The sequence below is a fragment of the Candidatus Dedyshia acidiphila genome, assembly GCF_051025295.1.
Taxonomy (GTDB): domain Bacteria; phylum Acidobacteriota; class Terriglobia; order Terriglobales; family Acidobacteriaceae; genus KBS-83.
Genome location: NZ_JBMGJV010000002.1, coordinates 71,928 through 89,999 on the forward strand (window position 1 = coordinate 71,928; position 18,072 = coordinate 89,999).

At 64.3% G+C, this 18,072-nt stretch carries 10 protein-coding genes; 2 read left to right on the forward strand and 8 right to left on the reverse strand.

Annotation, left to right across the window (positions count from 1 at the left end; genetic code table 11):
- Nucleotides 1-42: 42 nt before the first annotated feature.
- The 8 genes from AC5IJH_RS01300 to AC5IJH_RS01335 all read right to left on the reverse strand — a co-directional run bounded on the left by AC5IJH_RS01300 (nucleotide 43) and on the right by AC5IJH_RS01335 (nucleotide 15,691).
- Entirely contained in the window at nucleotides 43-3,171 is a 3,129-nt protein-coding gene (locus tag AC5IJH_RS01300; RefSeq protein ID WP_491900979.1) for an efflux RND transporter permease subunit, read from the reverse strand.
- Nucleotides 3,168-4,478: an efflux RND transporter periplasmic adaptor subunit gene (locus tag AC5IJH_RS01305; protein WP_491900980.1), complete on the reverse strand. Its 1,311-nt coding sequence runs from the start codon at nucleotides 4,476-4,478 to the stop codon at nucleotides 3,168-3,170. Before AC5IJH_RS01305 ends, AC5IJH_RS01300 begins: the two co-directional genes overlap by 4 nt.
- A 2-nt stretch (nucleotides 4,479-4,480) precedes the next feature.
- On the reverse strand, nucleotides 4,481-5,863 hold the full coding sequence (locus AC5IJH_RS01310; protein WP_491900981.1) for a TolC family protein: 1,383 nt from the start codon (nucleotides 5,861-5,863) through the stop codon (nucleotides 4,481-4,483).
- 55 nt (nucleotides 5,864-5,918) lie between these two features.
- Nucleotides 5,919-9,422: a glycosyl hydrolase 2 galactose-binding domain-containing protein gene (locus AC5IJH_RS01315; protein ID WP_491900982.1), complete on the reverse strand. Its 3,504-nt coding sequence runs from the start codon at nucleotides 9,420-9,422 to the stop codon at nucleotides 5,919-5,921.
- A 41-nt stretch (nucleotides 9,423-9,463) separates the two neighbouring features.
- Nucleotides 9,464-10,915, reverse strand: coding sequence for a sialate O-acetylesterase (locus AC5IJH_RS01320; RefSeq protein WP_491900983.1), 1,452 nt, complete (start codon nucleotides 10,913-10,915; stop codon nucleotides 9,464-9,466).
- Between the two features lie 286 nt (nucleotides 10,916-11,201).
- Entirely contained in the window at nucleotides 11,202-13,835 is a 2,634-nt protein-coding gene (locus AC5IJH_RS01325) for a hypothetical protein (RefSeq protein WP_491900984.1), read from the reverse strand.
- Nucleotides 13,836-14,046: 211 nt separating this feature from the next.
- Nucleotides 14,047-14,979 (reverse strand): hypothetical protein, encoded by a 933-nt coding sequence (locus tag AC5IJH_RS01330; protein ID WP_491900985.1) that lies wholly within the window; start codon nucleotides 14,977-14,979, stop codon nucleotides 14,047-14,049.
- 253 nt (nucleotides 14,980-15,232) lie between these two features.
- Entirely contained in the window at nucleotides 15,233-15,691 is a 459-nt protein-coding gene (locus tag AC5IJH_RS01335; protein ID WP_491901081.1) for a tetratricopeptide repeat protein, read from the reverse strand.
- Nucleotides 15,692-15,841: 150 nt separating this feature from the next.
- On the opposite strand from AC5IJH_RS01335, the gene AC5IJH_RS01340 reads away from it, so the two are divergent.
- On the forward strand, nucleotides 15,842-17,302 hold the full coding sequence (locus tag AC5IJH_RS01340; protein ID WP_491900986.1) for an aldehyde dehydrogenase family protein: 1,461 nt from the start codon (nucleotides 15,842-15,844) through the stop codon (nucleotides 17,300-17,302).
- A 286-nt stretch (nucleotides 17,303-17,588) separates the two neighbouring features.
- Nucleotides 17,589-18,020, forward strand: a complete 432-nt coding sequence (locus AC5IJH_RS01345) for a hypothetical protein (RefSeq protein WP_491900987.1) — start codon at nucleotides 17,589-17,591, stop codon at nucleotides 18,018-18,020.
- Nucleotides 18,021-18,072 lie beyond the last annotated feature (52 nt).

The following is an 18,072-nucleotide window of genomic DNA, read 5'->3' on the forward strand; positions in this document are numbered from 1 at the left end:
CGCATGCGCTGGCCTTTATATTTGCCCCTGTGCTTCGCGGGATTATGGCTGCAGCGGCTCGTGGTGGCGCGTCATCAGGTAGTAGATCACTGGCGTGACCAGCAAGCTGAGCACGATGGAGATTAGCAACCCGCCGATCACCGCGATTGCGAGTGGCTGCAGCATTTGCGAGCCAGAGCCCAGCGCGAATGCCAATGGCAGCATGCCGGAGATCGCAGCCACCGCGGTCATCACAATAGGGCGCAGTCGCCGCTGGGCAGCGTGCATCATCGCGTCGCGCGCAGGCGCGCCCTCCGCACGATACTTCTCATCCGCATCCAGCAGCAGGATCCCGTTCTTGGCCACGATCCCGATGATCATGATCAGGCCCATGAACGACGCAACGTTGAAGTTGGTCCGCGTGACGAGCAATGCGAGCACAACGCCGGAGATCGACAGCACGGACGACGTGAGAATGGCGACCGGTGCGGCGAAGTTGCGGAACTCTGTCAGCAGCACGCCGAACACTAACGCCAGCGCCAGGATGAGCACGCGCAGCAACTCACGGAACGACTGCTGCTGCTCCTGGTAAGTGCCGCCGTACTCCACGCGTACGCTGGCGGGCAGGTGCATCTGTTGGACCACCTGCTGCACTTTGCGGATAGCTGTGCCCAGGTCTGACCCCTCGAGACGGCCTGTGACCACCACCAACTGCTGCAGATTTTCTCGCCGGATCTCATTCTGCGGCGGCAGTTGCGTGATGCTCGCGAGCGAGCCCAGTGTCGCAAGTTTGCCAGTGGAGCTGTTGAACACCGTGTTCTCGATCGAGTCGAGTGAGCGGCGTGAGTCCGCGCCGAGCCGTACACGAATTGTGTACGGACGGCCGTTGGCGATCAGTGGTGTGGTGGCCTCCACGCCATCGAGGATGGAGGTCGCGTCCTCCGCAACCTCGGCAGGTGTGAAGCCCAGTCGCGCCGCAACCGTCGGGTTCACGTCGAAGCTTGTCGCCGGACCGCTGATCGTGTTCTCGATCCCATTCTGTACATCTACGACGCCAGGGATCTTGCCGATCGCATCGCCGATCTGCGGCCCAAGCTGGTGGAGCAGGTCTGTGTTGGTCGTGAACAGTTTTATCTGGATCGGCTCTGGCGAGTTTGACAGGTCGCCGATCATGTCCTGCAGCACCTGGGTGAACTCGACATCGAGCTCCGGCTCGGTCTTCTTCACCTCATCGCGGACGTCTGCGATTACCTCGTCGATGCCACGGCTCCGTTTGGCCTTGAGCTTCACGGTGAAGTCACCAGTGTTCGCCTCGGTCACGGCGGCAAGCCCCATCTGCAGACCGGTGCGGCGCGATGTGCTCTCGATCTCCGGTATGTCGCGCAGGATCTTCTCCACGTGATCGAGGACGCGGTTCGTCTCATTCAGCGAACTGCCGGCCGGCATGATGTAGTCGAGGACGAAGCCGCCCTCATCCATCTCCGGCAACAGATCGGAGCCGAGCTGTCCATACGCAAACCAAGCGCCCAGCGCGAGCAAGATGCAGAGCAAGCCGAGCAGCAGTGGACGGCTCAGCGCCCAGCTCAGCGCGCGTTCGTGCACCCGCATCACCCGCCCCATCATGCGGCCCGGCTTCTCATGCTCCGTCGGCGTCTGCTTATCACGATTGCGCAGGAGGACCAGGCTTAGTGCGGGCGTCCAGGTCAGCGCCAGCAAAAGCGAGGTCAATAGTGCGACAGTCATCGTGATCGCCAATGCGCGGAAGAACGACCCGGTCACCCCCGTGACTGCGACCAGCGGCAGAAAGACAACGACCGGTGTGATGGTAGAGCCGATCAGTGGTCGTGTCACCTCCGCCAGCGCCTTGCGCACCGCCTGCACCCGCGACTCACCGGAATCTCGATGCAGCACGATGTTCTCGACGACCACAATGGCGTCGTCGATCACGAGCCCCACGGCGGCGGCCAGTCCTCCCAGCGTCATGAGGTTGAAGCTCTCCCCGATAATGCGGAGGAAGATGAAGGTCACCGTTATCGTGACAGGTATGACTAGCCCTGCAATGAGCGACGAGCTCCAGTCCGAGAGGAACCAGAAAAGGATGACGCATGCCAGCAGCAGACCGATCAGGATCGCGTCACGCACGCTCTTGATGCTGTCGCGCACCAGCTGCGATTGGTCGTAGTAGGGCTCGAACTTCACGCCTGCCGGCAGTCGCTTGCGGAGTTGCGTGACTTCCTTATCGACGGCATCAGCTACCGCAACCGTGTTGCTCGTGGGCTGGCGCACGACGTTCAGCAGCACTGCCGATCTGCCGTTCGCCGTCACCACCGTGTAGACCGGCAGCACGTCATTCTGCACACTCGCGACGTCGGCAACGCGAACCGGCGCGCCATTCGGTGTCGTCTTTACGACCAGCTGACTAAGTTCCCGAGCATCGTGCACCTGCGCGCCGACCAGGCCCAGAATCAATTGGTGATTTGCCTCGTAGAGCCCCGGCGAGTCGATGATGTTCGATGTGTTGACGGCGTTCGCCAGGTCCAGGACCGTCACGCCTGCAGCCTGCATGCGCGCAAGGTCCGGCACCAGGTGATACTCCGGCACCTTGCCGCCCTGGACCGTGACCGTGCTCACGCCCTCCGTACGATTCAGCGGCGGTTTCAGCTCGTAGGTCGCCAGTTCCCACAGTGCCGTCTGCGACATGGTGTCCGATGTCAGGCTGTAGCCCAGGATCGGGAAGGTAGCAAACGTTAGCTTGTTCGTCGTGATCTTGGCCGTGGGTGGAAGCGACTGCTCCACCTTGCTCAGCGCTGCATCGACAAGCTGCAGCGTCTGATACATATCAGCGCCCCAGTTGAAGAACAGGCTCACTTCGGCCGATCCGCGGCTGGTGGTCGAGCGAACCGTCACCAGGCCGGGCACGCTGTTCACGGCGTCCTCGATCGGCTTCGTGATCACCACTTCCATCTGCTCGACCGGCATCACTCCGTTGTCGATGCCGATCACCACCCGGGGGAAATTTGTCTCCGGAAACACCGAGATCGGCACCTGCGTCGCAAGGTAAATTCCCGCGATCGCCGCAATGATGACAAAGAAGAAGATGGTGCTGCGGTAGCGCAGAAGCCAGAAGCGACGTTCGGCTGGCTGCTCTGCAGAGGCCTCAACGCTGGCCGGGGGCAGGGCGTGCGTCGTCACTTGTCGTCGTCCTTGTCTTTCGTGCCGGCCCCACTCTTCGCGCCTGCGGCCTCCTCATCGTCCGCTGCTCCCACCTTCACCTTGGTGCCCTCGTCGAGTGCGTAGTTCCCGGTCGTGATCACCATGTCGCTCGTGCTCAGACCGCTTGTGATCTGCACGTCTTTTCCATCGGTGATGCCGACTGCAACCGGCTTGCTATGGGCCGCACCATCGGGCCCGATCACCATCACGGTCCGGCTACCGTCCTGCTTCGTCAACAGCGCAGCCGTTGGCACCGTAAGCGCATGCAGCGCGCGCCGGCCCACGATGTTGGCATGCACCGGGGTGCCTACCTTCAGTGCGCTGCTCTTATTCTCGACGCGCAACCAGATCTCCACCGTGGTGCTTCCCGGATCGAGGGCCGGACTGATCAGTGACACCTTGGCGGGCACCGGATCAGCCACGCCGGGGACCGTGAGTGAAGCCGCATCGCCCAGCCTCATCTGCTGTGCGAGCTGCTGTGCCAGGTGCAGCTTCGCGAGCAACGCGGAGGTGTCCATCACCGTCAGCAACGGCGCTCCAGCCGCGGCCGTCTCACCAGCAAAGAGTGGACGGTCTGTGACCACACCAGCGATCGGGCTGCGGATCTCCGAGTACGACACCTGCGCGGCTGCGCCCAGATACTTTCCTTCAGCGGAAGTGAGCTGTCCCTTGGCTGCTTCGAGCGCGGCTTGGCGGCTCACACTCTGCATTGAGGCTAGGTGCTTGGTCGCCGCGTCAAAGGTCGCCTGCGCCTGCACTAACCCAGCCTGCGCCGTGTCCAGATCGCGCCCCGGGATGGCGCCTTCGGCGAACAGCTGCTTGCGGGCGTTCACGATGCTTTGGTTCAGGTCGAGGTTCGCTTTCGCCTGGTTCACGTCGAGCTGCGCCTTCTGGTAGTCCTCCGGTACTTGCGCCTGGGTAGCGGTCGCGTACGTTGCCTGGGCGGCGGTATAGGCGCCGCGGTTGTCAAGAGCCGCGGCACTCAGGTCACGATTCTCAAGTGTGGCCAGCAACTGTCCCGCTTTTACGTGTGCGCCTCGCTGTACATAGAAGCGCCGCACTGGCGCGCTGATCTTCGGCGCGATGGCCGACTGTGCCAGCGGCGCGAGCACCGCGTCCGCCGGAATCTGCTCTGCCAAGTCGGCGATCTCCGGATGTTCTGCTTGCACGGTCACCAGCGGTGCTGGCGTCGCTTCCTTTTTGCTACATCCGGTCAGCATGGAAGCTTGCAGCAGGGCGATGCCGAGCACGCTGCAGCCCAGCAAAAATTGTCCGGCTCTCGTCATGGTCACAGCGTTCCTGTCAGCGTCTGCAGCGTTGCCAGAGCCGTCTCGTAGCGAACCACACCATCTTCGCGCGCGTTCTCCGCACCCGTCAGCGCCGTCTGCGCGTCCACCACCTCAAGCACGGTCGCCTCACCGGCGGTGTAGCGCAGCTTCGTGAGTCGCAGGCTTTCGGCGGCTGTCTGCACACTGGTGGCGAGTGACGCAGCCTGGCGCTGTGCTTCGGCTGCTTCGGCGTAATCCTCTTCCAGCGCAGCCACAAGCCGCCGCTGCGTGTTCGTCAACACAGTCTTCGCTACATCGCGTCGGATTTCTTCCTGCTTCACGCGATGCGGCGTTGCCAGCCAATCCCAGATAGGTATATCGACGGTCGCTGTCACCGCGTAGCCGAGATTGCGGATGCCATTCGGCCCGTTTGCCGCGAACTGTGCCGCATCGATGCCATAGCTGTAGTTCAACTGCATGTCTGGCAGATACGCCGCCTGCGCCCCGAGGATGGATGCGCTGCTGCCACGCACAGAGGCGAGCGCACTCTCCAACTCAGGATTGTGCGCCGACGCTCGCGCCTCCACATCCTGCCGCTCCGGCATTCCAGGCAGTGCTGCCGCATCACTGACGGCGTAGGGCGTGCGCGGGTCCGGGAACAGCAGCACGCCCAGGTCCAGCCGCGACCGTTCAGCCGCCAGTCGTGCATCGGCCAGATCGCGCTCCCGTTGCTGCTGCTGCAGCTCTGCCTTCACCACATCCGCGTGCGCCGACTCCCGCGCGCTTTCGCGCTTCTGCGTCAAATCGGTGAAGCTTGCTGCCTCCTGTGCTGCGCGCTCCGCTACGTGTACTTTGTGCTCGCTCGCTGCGACCGTGTAGTAGAGGTTCACGACTGTCGATACAAGTCCGCGCCGTGCCACTTCCTGCTCCGCCCGCGCCCGCGCCGCCGCCGCACTCGCCAGCCGAAGATCCGCGATGCTCTTCAATCCAATCGTCTCCGTGACGGATGCTTGGCTGACGTACTCATGGACGGAGTTATTCGCGATGAAAACGACAGGCGTGGGGATCGCATTGTTCGCCGCCGTCGCCGCAGCACTTGCGCCGGTTCCTTGCGTGTAGAGAAACTGGTTGTGGTAAACCGCATTCGGCAGCAGTCCAGCGACGGCAATGGAGCGATCCAGACCCGCAATTCTGGCATCGGCACGAGCGATAGCAAAGTTAGGTTCGTTCACCTGCGCGCGCTTGATCGCGTCCTCAAGCGGAACGACATTTGCTGCGGACGCAGTTGCAGATGCTGGCGGAATCTGCGCAGGAGCGCTCAAGATTGGCAGGCACAGCACCGTGGCTGCTGCAGTGAGCGCGGACAACGCGCCGCGGCCGGATGTCCTGTAAAGCCGTTCCATCGAGATTCGACCTTAACCTAACCACATTAATTCAGCCTGAAGCCTGCCGCGTCGCTCACTGAGCGACCGACGCCGAGACGGGCTGCACATTCCAGCCCGTCAATTCGATCTGCAATTGCTTGCCGTGCGCCGACTCGAGCGCGTCAATTGTGATCTCGCGCGATTCGCCCGGCAGCAATGAGATGTAGTTATCGCTGTAATAGGCCGGCAGCACCGGCGAATCTGCTGCAGAAAGCAGCGTCACCTTGGCCGCGAGTGCCGGGGCGGTGCCGCTGTTGTGCAGTGTTACTCGCAGCGTGCCCGCCCTGTCTCCGCGCGCCGCGGCGATCGAGACTGGCGCGGCCGACATGCGTGTCATGGCCCGGTACCCGGACTCCTTTGCTGCCAGCCAATAAGTGTTTTCGGAGAGAAGGCTGCCGTCCGAGCCGCGCAGCTCCAACCGGATCAGCACCGCCGCATCTCCCATCAGCGGCGTCAGTTCGAGGGCAAAGCCCTGGGTCGCGACGTCTGCTGCGGCATCGATTTCCGCATCACGAGTCAGCAGCGCTTTGCCATCGAGGCTATACACCCGGGCCGAGAGCTTCAGGCCCGGTCTTGCCTCGGTCGTCAGATTCGCCACAGACACGGTTGCGTTTGCTGGATTGAGCTGCACATGCAGCGCTTCGCAGGCCTTCTTCGTCCCGTAGTACGAAGCCTGCGTGTCGTAGTCCGACGTATAGATCTCCCACATCGTGCTCGGCCACGCCGGATGAGTCATCCACAACAGACGTCCGCTGTTCGGCGTCCAAAGGTGCGCGCTCATACCTTCGAAGATGGCGCGATGATCGACGTAGTTCATCATCTGCGCCTTGCGCACGTAATCGTCCAGGCTCGTCGCCGCGCCGAACTGCGCCTCCATGTGTTCGTTGAAGGTGGACACGTCGCCGTTCCCCGCCTGGTGCCAGTCGTGATACGCCCAGTCATCACTGACTGGCCAGCGATCCGCCTGCGGCAGCCAACGATCAAACCACTGCCGCGTCGGCAGTGACGGCGTGCCCGTCTCGACAGAGAATCCAGCATTCAGCTTGGTGTAGTAATCGGCAGGATCCTGATAGGAGTACGGTCCGCTCTGCTGCAGGTTCACCTCGTTCGAGCTCGGCGAGTAGTAGCGAGTGCCGTCAAGCGTGTGGATCAGGTGAATCAGCCCCTCATTGATGACGGGCTGTGGCACGCCTTCGTTCCGCCCGCACCACAGCACGATCGATGGGTGATTGCGGTATCGCAAAATCGTGTCGCGCGCGTTGTCTAAGAAGAGTTCCGGGTCCTGCGCTTCGATGTTGTAGTTCTGCGTCGAGTCCCAAAAGTCGTTCCACACCATCAGCCCATATTCATCCGCGAGCTGGTAGAACGTCTCCTCCGTGCTCTGCCCCACCCAGTTCCGAATGATGTTCAGCCCGGCATCGCGATGCAGACGAAAGTAGGGCTCCAGCCGCTCTCGTGAAACTCGCTTGCGGGCATCGTCCATGCCCCAGTTGCCGCCGCGCGCCGCAATGCGCACCCCGTTCACGCGGAGAACAAGGTACGGCGCGGCAGCACGATCACTCATCTCGTGCAATGACGACGCGTCCTCTTGACCAGCAACGATCGATGCAATCCCCTGTGCCGTCCCGTGCTGGTGCGAGATCACGCGCATGCCCTCGTGCGAGACATCCACCGCTGGTCCTGCGCGGTCTGCGTCGTCTGCCGGTGTGTAGTCCACGCGGCGGATCGCGCCGTGCTCGTCGAACAGGCTCAGTTCGTAGCTCACCTCGCGCACGCCGAACTGGGATACCGTCGCGCTGCTTGCTCCGGCCTCGTCTGTAAACGTCACGCGCAAGTGATAGAGCTCTGGCTTGCCGTAACCGTTCGGCCACCATAGACGAGGGTGCTGCAGGTGAAGTTGCGGCGTGTCCTTCGCAGCAAAGCGAACTGTCTGCTCTCCGGGGCCAACGCTGACCTCGCGCGAGATCTCGGCACCTTCAAACGAAACAATCAGCCGTCCTTTGATCGTGTCGTGCCCGGCATTGTGCAGCGGCACCGTGATCGCAAGGTCCGCTTGCGTGGTGTCCAGCGCGCCTGTGGCCAGCCGCGGCAATCGCGTGATCACCTGGGGATCGCGGACTTCGACAGCGCCGCTTGGCAGGAGCCGCACGTCCTGCCACAGCCCGGTGTCGCGGTCCCGCTCTGCCGGGATCCAGTCCCAGCCTTCGGTCGCGACGAACGTCGGCCCGTCCAGGCACATCGCGCCGCCGTTCTCACCCGGTCCGCCGAGGATCGATTGCTCCTGCGGAATGCCGGGGTGCGGCGGAGGCGAAATGCGAATCGCCAGAGCGTTGGCTCCGCCGTCATGCAGCACGTCGGTGACGTCGAAGATGCCACGCTCGAACGCGCCAGTGACTTGCCCAACGCGCTTCCCGTTCAGCCAGACCTCGGCGTGATAGTTGATGCCCTCGAGCACCAGCGTGCGCCGCTCGCCTTTCACCTGCTTCGGCGCAGTGAACTCGCTGCGATACCAGTAGTCCTGCTTGTTCAGCGACTCGGGAATCGCGAGATTGTTCAACCCGTAGTCAGGGTCCGGATACACCCCGCGATCGACCATCGTCGTCAGCACCGTACCGGGCACAGTGGCGGCCCACCACTCACCCGCGTGGAAGCCGGGCTGCGCGATCTGCTCTGCCGCTGCGCTCACCTTCGGTGCAGGCGTCAGGCGCCATCCGCCTTCGAACGTCCATCCGCCATCGCCATCTTTTCGCAGTGTCGTATGCGCAGGCGGCTCCGGCGCAACATGCGGTTCCGAGTACGGAGCGGCGCTGCGCGGCAGCGTCGCTGCATCCTGGGGCGCACTATAGCCAGCCTGTCCGCGCGTCTGCAACGGCCATGGCTTCGACGCCTCTTCGAATCCGATGAGCGATGCATCCGGCGCATGCTGCGCCATCGCGCGCATCTCGTCCGCACTCCTGGCGCCACGTGCGAGCGTCAGCAGCGCGATTCGGCCGCCATACATGCCACCGCCCGGCAGGTCGGCGCCGTTGGGCGCGAGCACCATCTCTGGCGCGAAGCGTCCGTACAGCAGCGTGCCCTTCGCCACCTCAGCGCCATCGCAGTAGAGCCGCACCAGCGTTCCATCGAACGTCGCCGCCAGCAGATGCCATGCGCCCGCACCAATCGATGTTGTCGCGGTGAGCTGGTTGTCCTTGCCTGCCCACATCCCGGCGTGGCCATCGACCAACGCGAGATAGCGCGACTCCACGCCGAACGGGTCGCCCACGCCGCCCACCAGCACAGTTCTGCCTGCGGATGCAGTCGTGTCCACCCACGCAGAGAGCGTCCACGGCGTGGTTGCGCGCAGCAGAGGATCGCTCTCGGGCAAGGCCTTCACCACATCGGCGCCGCCTGCGAGTACATGCGCGCTGTAGGGGCCGTACTCCGGTGGCAGCACCTGGTACTGCGCTGTCCCGTGCTGCGCGTGAGTCGGGAATGCGGCAGCGGAGAGGATTGTCAGCATGAGCGCAGAAGCGATCCGGCGTGATCTCGAAAGCATGGTGCTCCTTGGCCCGGTGGGCGAACAGGGGATGTGTGAGGCTAGCGCGCTGGAGGTGCCGGAACGAGCTCGGAACTGAACGTGGAGGCGGGCAGCCCGGCGCTGTCCGTCAGGTTCGCGTCCGGAGCATTGCTCCACGCGTAGCGTACGTAGCGAGCCTCAGCCAGGGTTTCACTCTCCACCAGCACGCTGTTGCCGTCCGGCGCAATTGTCGCTGTTGCAGGCACGAATGTGTGGTCCGGTCCTGCCAACTCGAACCCCCGCAGTGCGCCATCCTTAGCCGTGAGCTTGCCCTCCGCACTTTCAAACCAGATGCGCAGACCATGCGGCTCCTGCGTGGCCTCGCGGAAGAGCGGCCCGCTCCAGTGCACGCGCTCGCCGTACACGCGCGCCTTGGCAGCAAGGGCCAGCCGATGCCCCACCGTCTGCTTGTCTGCGGGATGCACGTTGCCCGGGTCGCCCACATCGAGCGTCACTGCCATGGCCGTGTTGGTGACCGACAGAGTGCGCCGCTGCGCATCGCGCAGCGTGCCCCAGTCCTCGCGCGGCGAGGAGCGAAAGCTCGAGATCTGTGCGAAGAGAAAAGGGAAGTCGCCCTCCGCGAACTGGCGTCGCCAGTCACCGATCATCGCGGCGAACAGGTGATGGTAGAGCGGCGCGCGTCCCAGCATGCTGTTCGACTCGCCCTGGTACCAGATCACGCCGCGTATGGTGAGCGGCGTCAGCGGAGCGATCATGCCGTTGTAGAGCGAGGATGCAGCCCATGGCTCGACCGGCGGATGCCATGCGTGCTGCGGTGGTGTACGGCCGGCTGCCTTCGCGGCCTCATCCTCCTGCTTCTCGCGCGCAACGATCGGCTCCAGATCCGCCTGCTGGTCCATTTCTGCCGCGCGCTCGGCGAACACCGGCATGAGAGCGGCATCACTGCCGAGCGTATCGAGGCTCGTCCACGCCTCGGCCAGGGTTCCGCCCCAGTCCGCCTCGATTACGCCGATTGGCACCTTCTGGTCATCGTGTATCTCGCGCGCGAAGAAGTAAGCCACCGCGCTGAAGCTGGCGGCTGTCTCCGGCGTGCAGAGCTCCCAGCTTGCCGGCTGGTCGTCCACCGGGAACATCGAGGTCCGCTTCGGCTCATGCAGGATGCGAATCTCCGGATGGTTCGCGTTGCGGATCTCTTCCGGCCCGTTCTTCAGCACGGCAGAGTTGGGGAAGCCGGCAAGCGGCATCTCCATATTCGACTGGCCGCTCGCGACCCACACATCGCCCAGCAGGAGGTCGCTGACAGTGAGTGTGTTCGTGCCCTGCACCGCCAGCGTATATGGGCCGCCCCCGGCTGCATGCGGCGGCAGGGCCAACCGCCAGTGTCCGAGCGGATCGGTGGTCGCGCTCGCCGTGCCCGCACTTCCATTGCGCGGATCGCGCAACGTCACGGTCACGTGCTCCCCCGGCGCGCCCCAGCCCCACACCCGGATCGGCTGATCGCGCTGCAGCACCGCGTGATCGCTCCAAAGCTTCGGCAGCCGGACCTCGGCGTGGGCGAGCGAAGCGGCGGATCCGCATAGCAGAAGCAGGCAAACCGAACAGAGGCGAGCGCGAGTCCGTAGAGCAGCGAAAGAGCGTGGCAGCATCATGGGCTCCCAAGATGCCACAACCGCGGCCCGCTCCCAAAATCGGGGGCGTCCGGCGGTGCTTCGCTTAGGCAGGTTGACGTCCGATTCACCCACGAAGCCGACGTGAGCCTTGCGCTCACCGCACGAGGAGCTGAGTTAGTCCCTGGCGCTAACGGGTCAGTGCAGAGGATTCAGCCGGGTGGCTGCGCGCCGGATCGGCCACGGGCGCGCTGCGGCTGACAGTCGCCGCGCTCGGCGGCACCACGATCGTGTTCGCGACGGTGGGATCGTCGCGCAGACGCAGGTAGAGCTCGCCCGTCGCGGGACGCGGCACCGCCAGCGTCGGATTCGTGTAGCCATCCGGCACAGAGACGCTGTGGGTGAACTGCGGATCCGAGGCGATCGAGTCGATCAGGAAGAGAGAGGATCCGTTCAGCGTGCATTGCGCGTTCGGATCATTGGCCGGAGGTGGCGTCGCAGCATCTACCTCCGGCGCCGGACCGTGGCCTTCGCTTGTCTCCGGGGCCTCTGGCGCAGTGGCAGCGCGTGCTGCCGCGGCAGCAGTGGACGCACCTGCCCTTGTCGCGCGCTGGCACTTCACCGAGGCGACCTGCGGCAGCCGAACCAGCGTGCCCAGCGGCACCCAGTCACCCGGTGCGCCGCTCGCGTCGACGGCTCGCAACTGCAGCCTGCCGAACGCGGATGGCCCGAATAGCTTCAGCGGGTCGAAGGTACCCAGCATCGTGGTCGCGTCCTGCAGCACCAGGCCATTGCTGATATCGAGCGACGCATGCAGCGTCTGGTCTTCCGACGCGATATCGACCTTGTCCGCGCGCGTGAAGCCCGGTTGCGCGCCGGTCTTCAGCACAAATTTCACCTTGCTGCCGACTGGCAGCTCGTTGGGATCAATCAAATGCACCAGGTTGGCGGAGTCCGGGTCGCCATCGATGCCTCGGCTGGCCAGCAGCACCTGCGGGCGATGCCCGCTTACAGTGTTCTGCAACTCCAGTGTGCGGCCATCCTTCAGCAGCACATGCGCGGTCGCGTGCAGGTTCACCGGCAGAGCCTCGGCCGCTTTCGCGTCGACGGCCTGCAACGTCAGCGTGTCCTTGTCGCCGGCATGGGTCAGCGTTCCTGGCTTGAAGCGCACTTCATCCATGTCGACCGCCGCAACCTCGTCAAGGCGCGTCCCGACCAGCGATGCCGTGTTGTCGCCCGCGTGGAAGTGCAGTGCGTCCAGGTGACCCGCCTGCGCATAGGCCTGGATCGCGACCTGGTCCGGCGACTCCAGCCCGCGCTGGCGGATCAGCAGGCCCGCATCGCCACTGGCTGCTGCCGTCATCGGCACCTTCACTTGGAGCTCGTCCGGCTTCACCATGTGGAAGTCGGCCCGCGTCTCCTTACCCCTCGCATCGCGCAGTTGGATCTCCGCCACGCACGCCGCACCATCGCCATGGAGCCGGACTTCGTCATCGCGCCCCACCACCAGCGAGTTCGCGTCGGCCTTATCCAGCGTCCAGGTAGTCGGGTGCGGCACGTTCAGGTTGAACGACGGCCCATCCAGCCGCTCGAATCCCCACATGCCGACGATCTTGCCCACCACGCGCGGCTCCAGCTTCGCCTGTGCCACTGCCGAGGCATCCACCACCATGCCGCCCTTGGCCGCCATCGGTCGCACCGGCAGATCGATGCCGTGGCCCGACTTGCCCTCCACATGCAGCGACAGGGAATGCGCGTAGCCGGTCGAATAGACAAGCGGTGCGCCCTCCACCGGCAGCACGACACTGGGCCCTTGCAGACAGCTCACCTGCTTCGTGTCGATCGCATGCAGCGGCGGCAGCTTTGCCGTCTGCACCGGCGGCAGCGCCACCACGATCACCGACTTCGGATTGTGAAAGGACGGCGGATTGTTCAGCTTCAGTTCGAGGTTGTCGTCCTTTGCGGACGTCAGTGCCGGGATGTACTGATACTCCGCCGTGTGCAGCCCTTCGAGCAGGCGCGCCACATCGAAGATCGCGCCGACGTACGCGCTGTAGTAGCCGCCACCCGCCGTTGGCGTGTATGCCAGGTCCTTGACGAGATCGTTGCCTGCGCCAGTCGTCAGCGCCGCAACCGTGGACTGACTGTGCCCGTCATTCAGCACCAGCGAGTCGCTATTTTGGGTCAGGCACTGCTCCTGCTCCGTGGTCGGCCGCTCAAAGCAGTCCTGATTTACCTTCACGACCAGGCTGCGCGCGAGCAGCTTCGAGGTCGGTTCCAGGTCGGTTGGATTGGTCTCCGACGTCTCCCGCACGCTGTTGATGTAGCTCTGCAGGCGTGAGCGGTCCAGGCTCACCTGGTTCAGGTCCTGCGACGCACGCACAAACGATCCAGGCCGCCCGCGGACAGCATTGCGCAGAGTCCGAAAGTCGCCACCAGTCTCGGGCGCGAGAAACAGCAGGGTCTGTTGCGCATCGGGCGGCACAGTGAAGTGCATGCCCTCATCGGCCTTCTTCTGCCAGGTGGCTTCCTTCAGGAACCAGTCTTCCGGGGGCGGATTGGTCGCACCCCGCAGGAACGCAACCACCAGCAGGTAATGCGCTGCCTGGGACGAGGGCATCTCCGCATGCACCCAGACCTTGTCCCCGGGTTGCAGATTTGGCACCGCCGCGATGGGCAGCGTCTGGTTGCCGCGGGTGACCCGCATCTCGATGCGAGGACCCGTCAGGTCAAAGGGCGCCGTATTGGGCTGCGCATGTGCACGACCTGCCGCACCCAGCAGAAGGCCGGCCAGACACGCGCCCAGGCTCAGCGAAAAGCGCAACGTGATCCCTCGTCGTCTGTCGTCAACGCAGTCATTGTAATGAGGCTGTGTGACACAGATGTTCAGCGCTGGTGGAAAGGTTGGTGCGACTGGGAACGTTATCCGGTGACAGATGGAATCCCGGGCTCTGCCGGGAAGAGACCCTCTCTCGAAGCATTCTCATTTGGCACCCGACTCTTCCGGCTTGCAAGGGGCCCATGCACCTGCAGCGCTACATATTCGTGTGGCCCTGCCGCATCTCTTCGTTGAACTCCGGCTTGGTCAGCAACAGTCCGTGAGTCATCTTCGCCCGGAACTCCTCGCCCCGCTCGGCGAGCACAGATGTCGCAGCGGCGAAGTCGCCGTCCAGTGTCAGCAAGCCCTCAGCCGCCAGCGCCGTAGCCGCCTTCTGCAACTCTTCTGGTGTCGTGTTCAGGTACTGCGCGTCGTAAGGATCGGCGATCCACACCGGCTGATCTCCGCCCGTGGCATGCGACAGCCAGAACACCTTGCTGGCCAGGAAGTCATGCCGCATCGCCTCGTCCGAGTCGGTGAACACGAAGCGTTTGCCCCAGCGGCTCCAGTACCGGGTGGTCACCGGCACGGGCTGGCGATTGCCAGACTTCAGCATCTCCAACTGACCGTAGTCGAGCGTCTTGCGCACCGCGTTATAGACGAATGCCTCGGCATACGGCTGCTCCGGCGCCGCAACCACCTCGGCAAAGGTGACCGTCATGCTAGCCGAAACCTTGGCATGGAGTGGTGAGCCGGTGCCGTCTTGGATCCCGACCACACCGTGGACCAGGTACGTGTCCGCGCCGGAGGTCGACAGGTGAAACGGCCAGCGGAAGTCCCGAAAGCTGAGCGGTAAGCCGGCCACCGACACAGCCGCGTGCGGGTGGGGGTTGCGCAGCCGCTTCGCCGCCGCGGCCAGGTACTCGGCCAGACCCGTCTGCTGCTCCGGCGTAGCCGGGGCAAAACTATTGCTTAGCTCAACGGCAATGGTGCGCTCCGCTGGGGCGTCCGCGGCCAGCCCGATCCGGAAGACCGACGTAGGAAGGCCCTGAAAATCGTTGCCCGGCGTGGTCGAAAGCAGAAGAACGCCGGCGGTCCTGGCCGCCTGCTCCATAGCGCTTGCAAGGGTCTGCGGTGTAGCGAGGGTCATGCGGTACCTGTGGATAGAAGTTGTTGTCCCATTGTAACGGGACGGTGCGAAGGTCCTGTCGCCCAGCCGCGGCTGTCGCCACTCCCCTGGTCCGCCGAGATTGAGCTGCTGAGCCTCAACGGAGAAGGATCTGCAGTTTCCGGCGCAACCGCCAGAACCACATCCTTCCCCGGGCTCAGGTGGCCCCGGGAACGACCCAGACCATGGCCTTGTCGTCCCCGCTCCTGTCCTCGACCTCTGCCCCGCCAGGCCCTTAGGCCTGAGCGAAGTGTGCTGCGCCGTCACCCTGTCCGGGGAAGGGAAAGCCCCAGCTCTGGACCGGTTTCCCCGCGCGCACCTTGCGCTGCGTGATCAGGCGCTCCACGATCCGCAACTCTGCCTCCGCGGGGTTGCGATCTGCCGCCCAGCGCGCCGCCTCACGGAGATGATCCCGGGCCTGCTCCAGCCGGCCCGCCTTGCGTTCCAGCGCCGCCAGCAGAAACAGTGCGTCGCTGTGCCGCGGATCGAGCGCGAGCACTTCGTCATAAAGTGCCCTGGCATCAGCGAAGCGGCCGAAGCGGTGGTGTTCAGCAGCAATCTGGACAATCGCGGTCAACAACTGTGTGACTGGAATGTAGGAAGTGGGAAGAGCGCTGGTCATCGGATCACCTTGGGCAGAAGAATGAATCAGGGTTGCTGGCAAGAACTTACCTCGGGAAGGAGCGACCTTCACCAAATATTCGCGTCTCCTTTGGTTCGCTTTCCGCTGCCGGGAAGACCATCCTTCGCTGAAACTTCGCCCTGACGAAAGTTTGCCCACCCATTACTTTCCGATTGCCTATGGGTACTGAAACCCCCATCGGCTCCAGCTACCATGGACCCAATGTCCATGACCAAAGCCAAGCGCGCCTCCTCACAGGGCGCCCCTGCCGCCACGCCCCTCCTGCTTGCCGGTCATCTGCGCAACAACGAAGCGACCCAGGAGGTCCGTAACCCGTACAACGGCCAGATCGTGGCGAACGTTTGCCAAGCCACTGCCGTGGATGCCGTCGAGGCCATGAAGGCGGCGACTCACGCCTTTGCCGAGACGCGCGCCCTCCCCGCCTGGCGACGTGCCGACATCCTGACCCATATCGCCCGGCGCCTCGAACATGAGGCGCTCGACCTGGCTCGTGGCATCGCGCTCGAGGCTGGTAAGCCCATCTCCGCTGCCCGCACCGAGGTGACGCGTGCGGTCGAGACCTTCCGCGTCGCTGCCGAAGAGGCCCGCCGCATCGGGGGAGCGCTCTTGCCGCTCGATTGGACGAGCGGCACGGATGGCCGCGCCGGATTGATCCGCCGCTTTCCGATCGGCCCCATCCTCGGCATCACGCCGTTCAACTTCCCGCTGAACCTGGTCGCGCACAAACTCGCACCGGCGATCGCCTCGGGCAATCCGATCATCATCAAGCCCGCGCCGCAGACCCCGCTCACCGCGCTCCGCCTCGGCGAGATGGTGGTCGATGCCGGATGGCCGCGCGGAGCCATCAGCGTGCTGCCCTGCGCCAACGAGGTAGCGGCGAGCCTGCTCACCGACGAGCGCCTGCGCATGCTCACGTTCACCGGCAGCGCCGAGGTGGGCTGGACGCTGAAGGCGATGGTCCCGCGCCTGCGCTGCACACTCGAGCTCGGCGGCAACGCCGGCATGATCATCCATGACGACGCCGATCTCGACCAGGCCGTGCAGGCCATCCTGACCGGGGGCTTTAGCTACTCCGGGCAGAGCTGCATCTCCGTCCAGCGCGTCTTCGTGCACAAGACGCGCTGGCAGACGCTGGCTCAGCGCGTGACCGAGGGCATCGAGCAGATGATCGCGGGCGACCCTCTCTCCGAGACCACGCAGATCGGGCCCATGATCTCGACGGCTGCCGCCGAGCGCGCGGCCTCTTGGATCGAACGTGCCGTCGACGCCGGCGCTCGGCTGATCACGGGTGGAGAGCGTCGTGGCGCGCATCTCTCGCCCACCCTGCTGGCCAAGGTGCCGACCAACACCCCACTGTTCCAGGAAGAGGCCTTCGCGCCCATTGTGCTGCTGAACCCCTACGAAGATTTTGAGGAGGCCATCACCGCCGTGAACGACTCGCGCTACGGATTGCAGGCGGCGGTGTTCACGCGGGACTGGAACCGCATCATGCGCGCCTTCCACGAGATTGAAGCGGGCGCTGTGCTGGTCAACGAAAGCACCGCCTGGCGCGCCGAGCACATGCCCTACGGCGGCGTCAAGCAGAGCGGCTTCGGCCGCGAAGGCATCCGGTCAGCGATCGAGTCGATGACCGAAGAGAAGATGCTGGTCGCCCGCTTCTAGCGAGCTGGCACCGTTTGTGCCGCATCCTGACGCGCGCGCAGGATGGTCTTTCCTGCGTGTGCTCCGTGAGTAGAAGCAGCCAGTACGTTCCCGGAACGGATCAATCCACCACTCCCGTGCTACCCGTATCCACTTCCGGGGAATCCGTTTCTCGCCGCCAGCCGATCCATTCTTAAAGGAGCATGCGCGGTATCGATTGGCGTGATCGCGGCGAGCCAGCGCATGAAGACTACAGATGAACACCTTGTCTGCTGCTGTGCCTTCTGCCTCTTCTGTTCGCTGTCTCTTGCGAGCCTTGGTTCTCACCTTTACCGGCGTGCTCCTGCTCAGCTCCGCCGCGCATGCGCAGCGCCTGATCGTCCGCATCCTGAATGCGGAAACCGGCCTCCCCATGAGCCACCAGAACGTACTGGTGCAATGGGACGCGGATGCCGAGGAGTCGATCGTCTACGTAGGCGGCAGGGGCCGGGGTGAGCTGGCCCCGCTCGCCGGCAGCAGTACGTTCACTCTTCGTCCCGCCTTCAAGGATTACGGCGATCCGAACCGTCTCGCCTACTTCAGTTGCTCCGGCCCCGTGATCGCGGTCGATGTCACGACCGCGATCCGCTCCGGCTTCGTCGCGCATAACGAGTGCACCAGTCGCGCCCTCATCGCCGCGCCAGGCGAGATTGTCTTCTGGGCAAAGCCACTGCCACTCTGGAAGCCCGACTTCCAGTAGATAGCGCTTCCGTAAACGTGGAGGGCGCCGGCATTTGCTCACACGAGACTTA

Excerpts from the sequence above, each read along its gene's own strand:
- AC5IJH_RS01305 (WP_491900980.1), bottom strand. The coding sequence starts at position 4,478 with ATGACGAGAGCCGGACAATTTTTGCTGGGCTGCAGCGTGCTCGGCATC.
- AC5IJH_RS01310 (WP_491900981.1), bottom strand. The coding sequence starts at position 5,863 with ATGGAACGGCTTTACAGGACATCCGGCCGCGGCGCGTTGTCCGCGCTC.
- AC5IJH_RS01315 (WP_491900982.1), bottom strand. The coding sequence starts at position 9,422 with ATGCTTTCGAGATCACGCCGGATCGCTTCTGCGCTCATGCTGACAATC.
- AC5IJH_RS01330 (WP_491900985.1), bottom strand. The coding sequence starts at position 14,979 with ATGACCCTCGCTACACCGCAGACCCTTGCAAGCGCTATGGAGCAGGCG.
- AC5IJH_RS01340 (WP_491900986.1), top strand. The coding sequence starts at position 15,842 with ATGTCCATGACCAAAGCCAAGCGCGCCTCCTCACAGGGCGCCCCTGCC.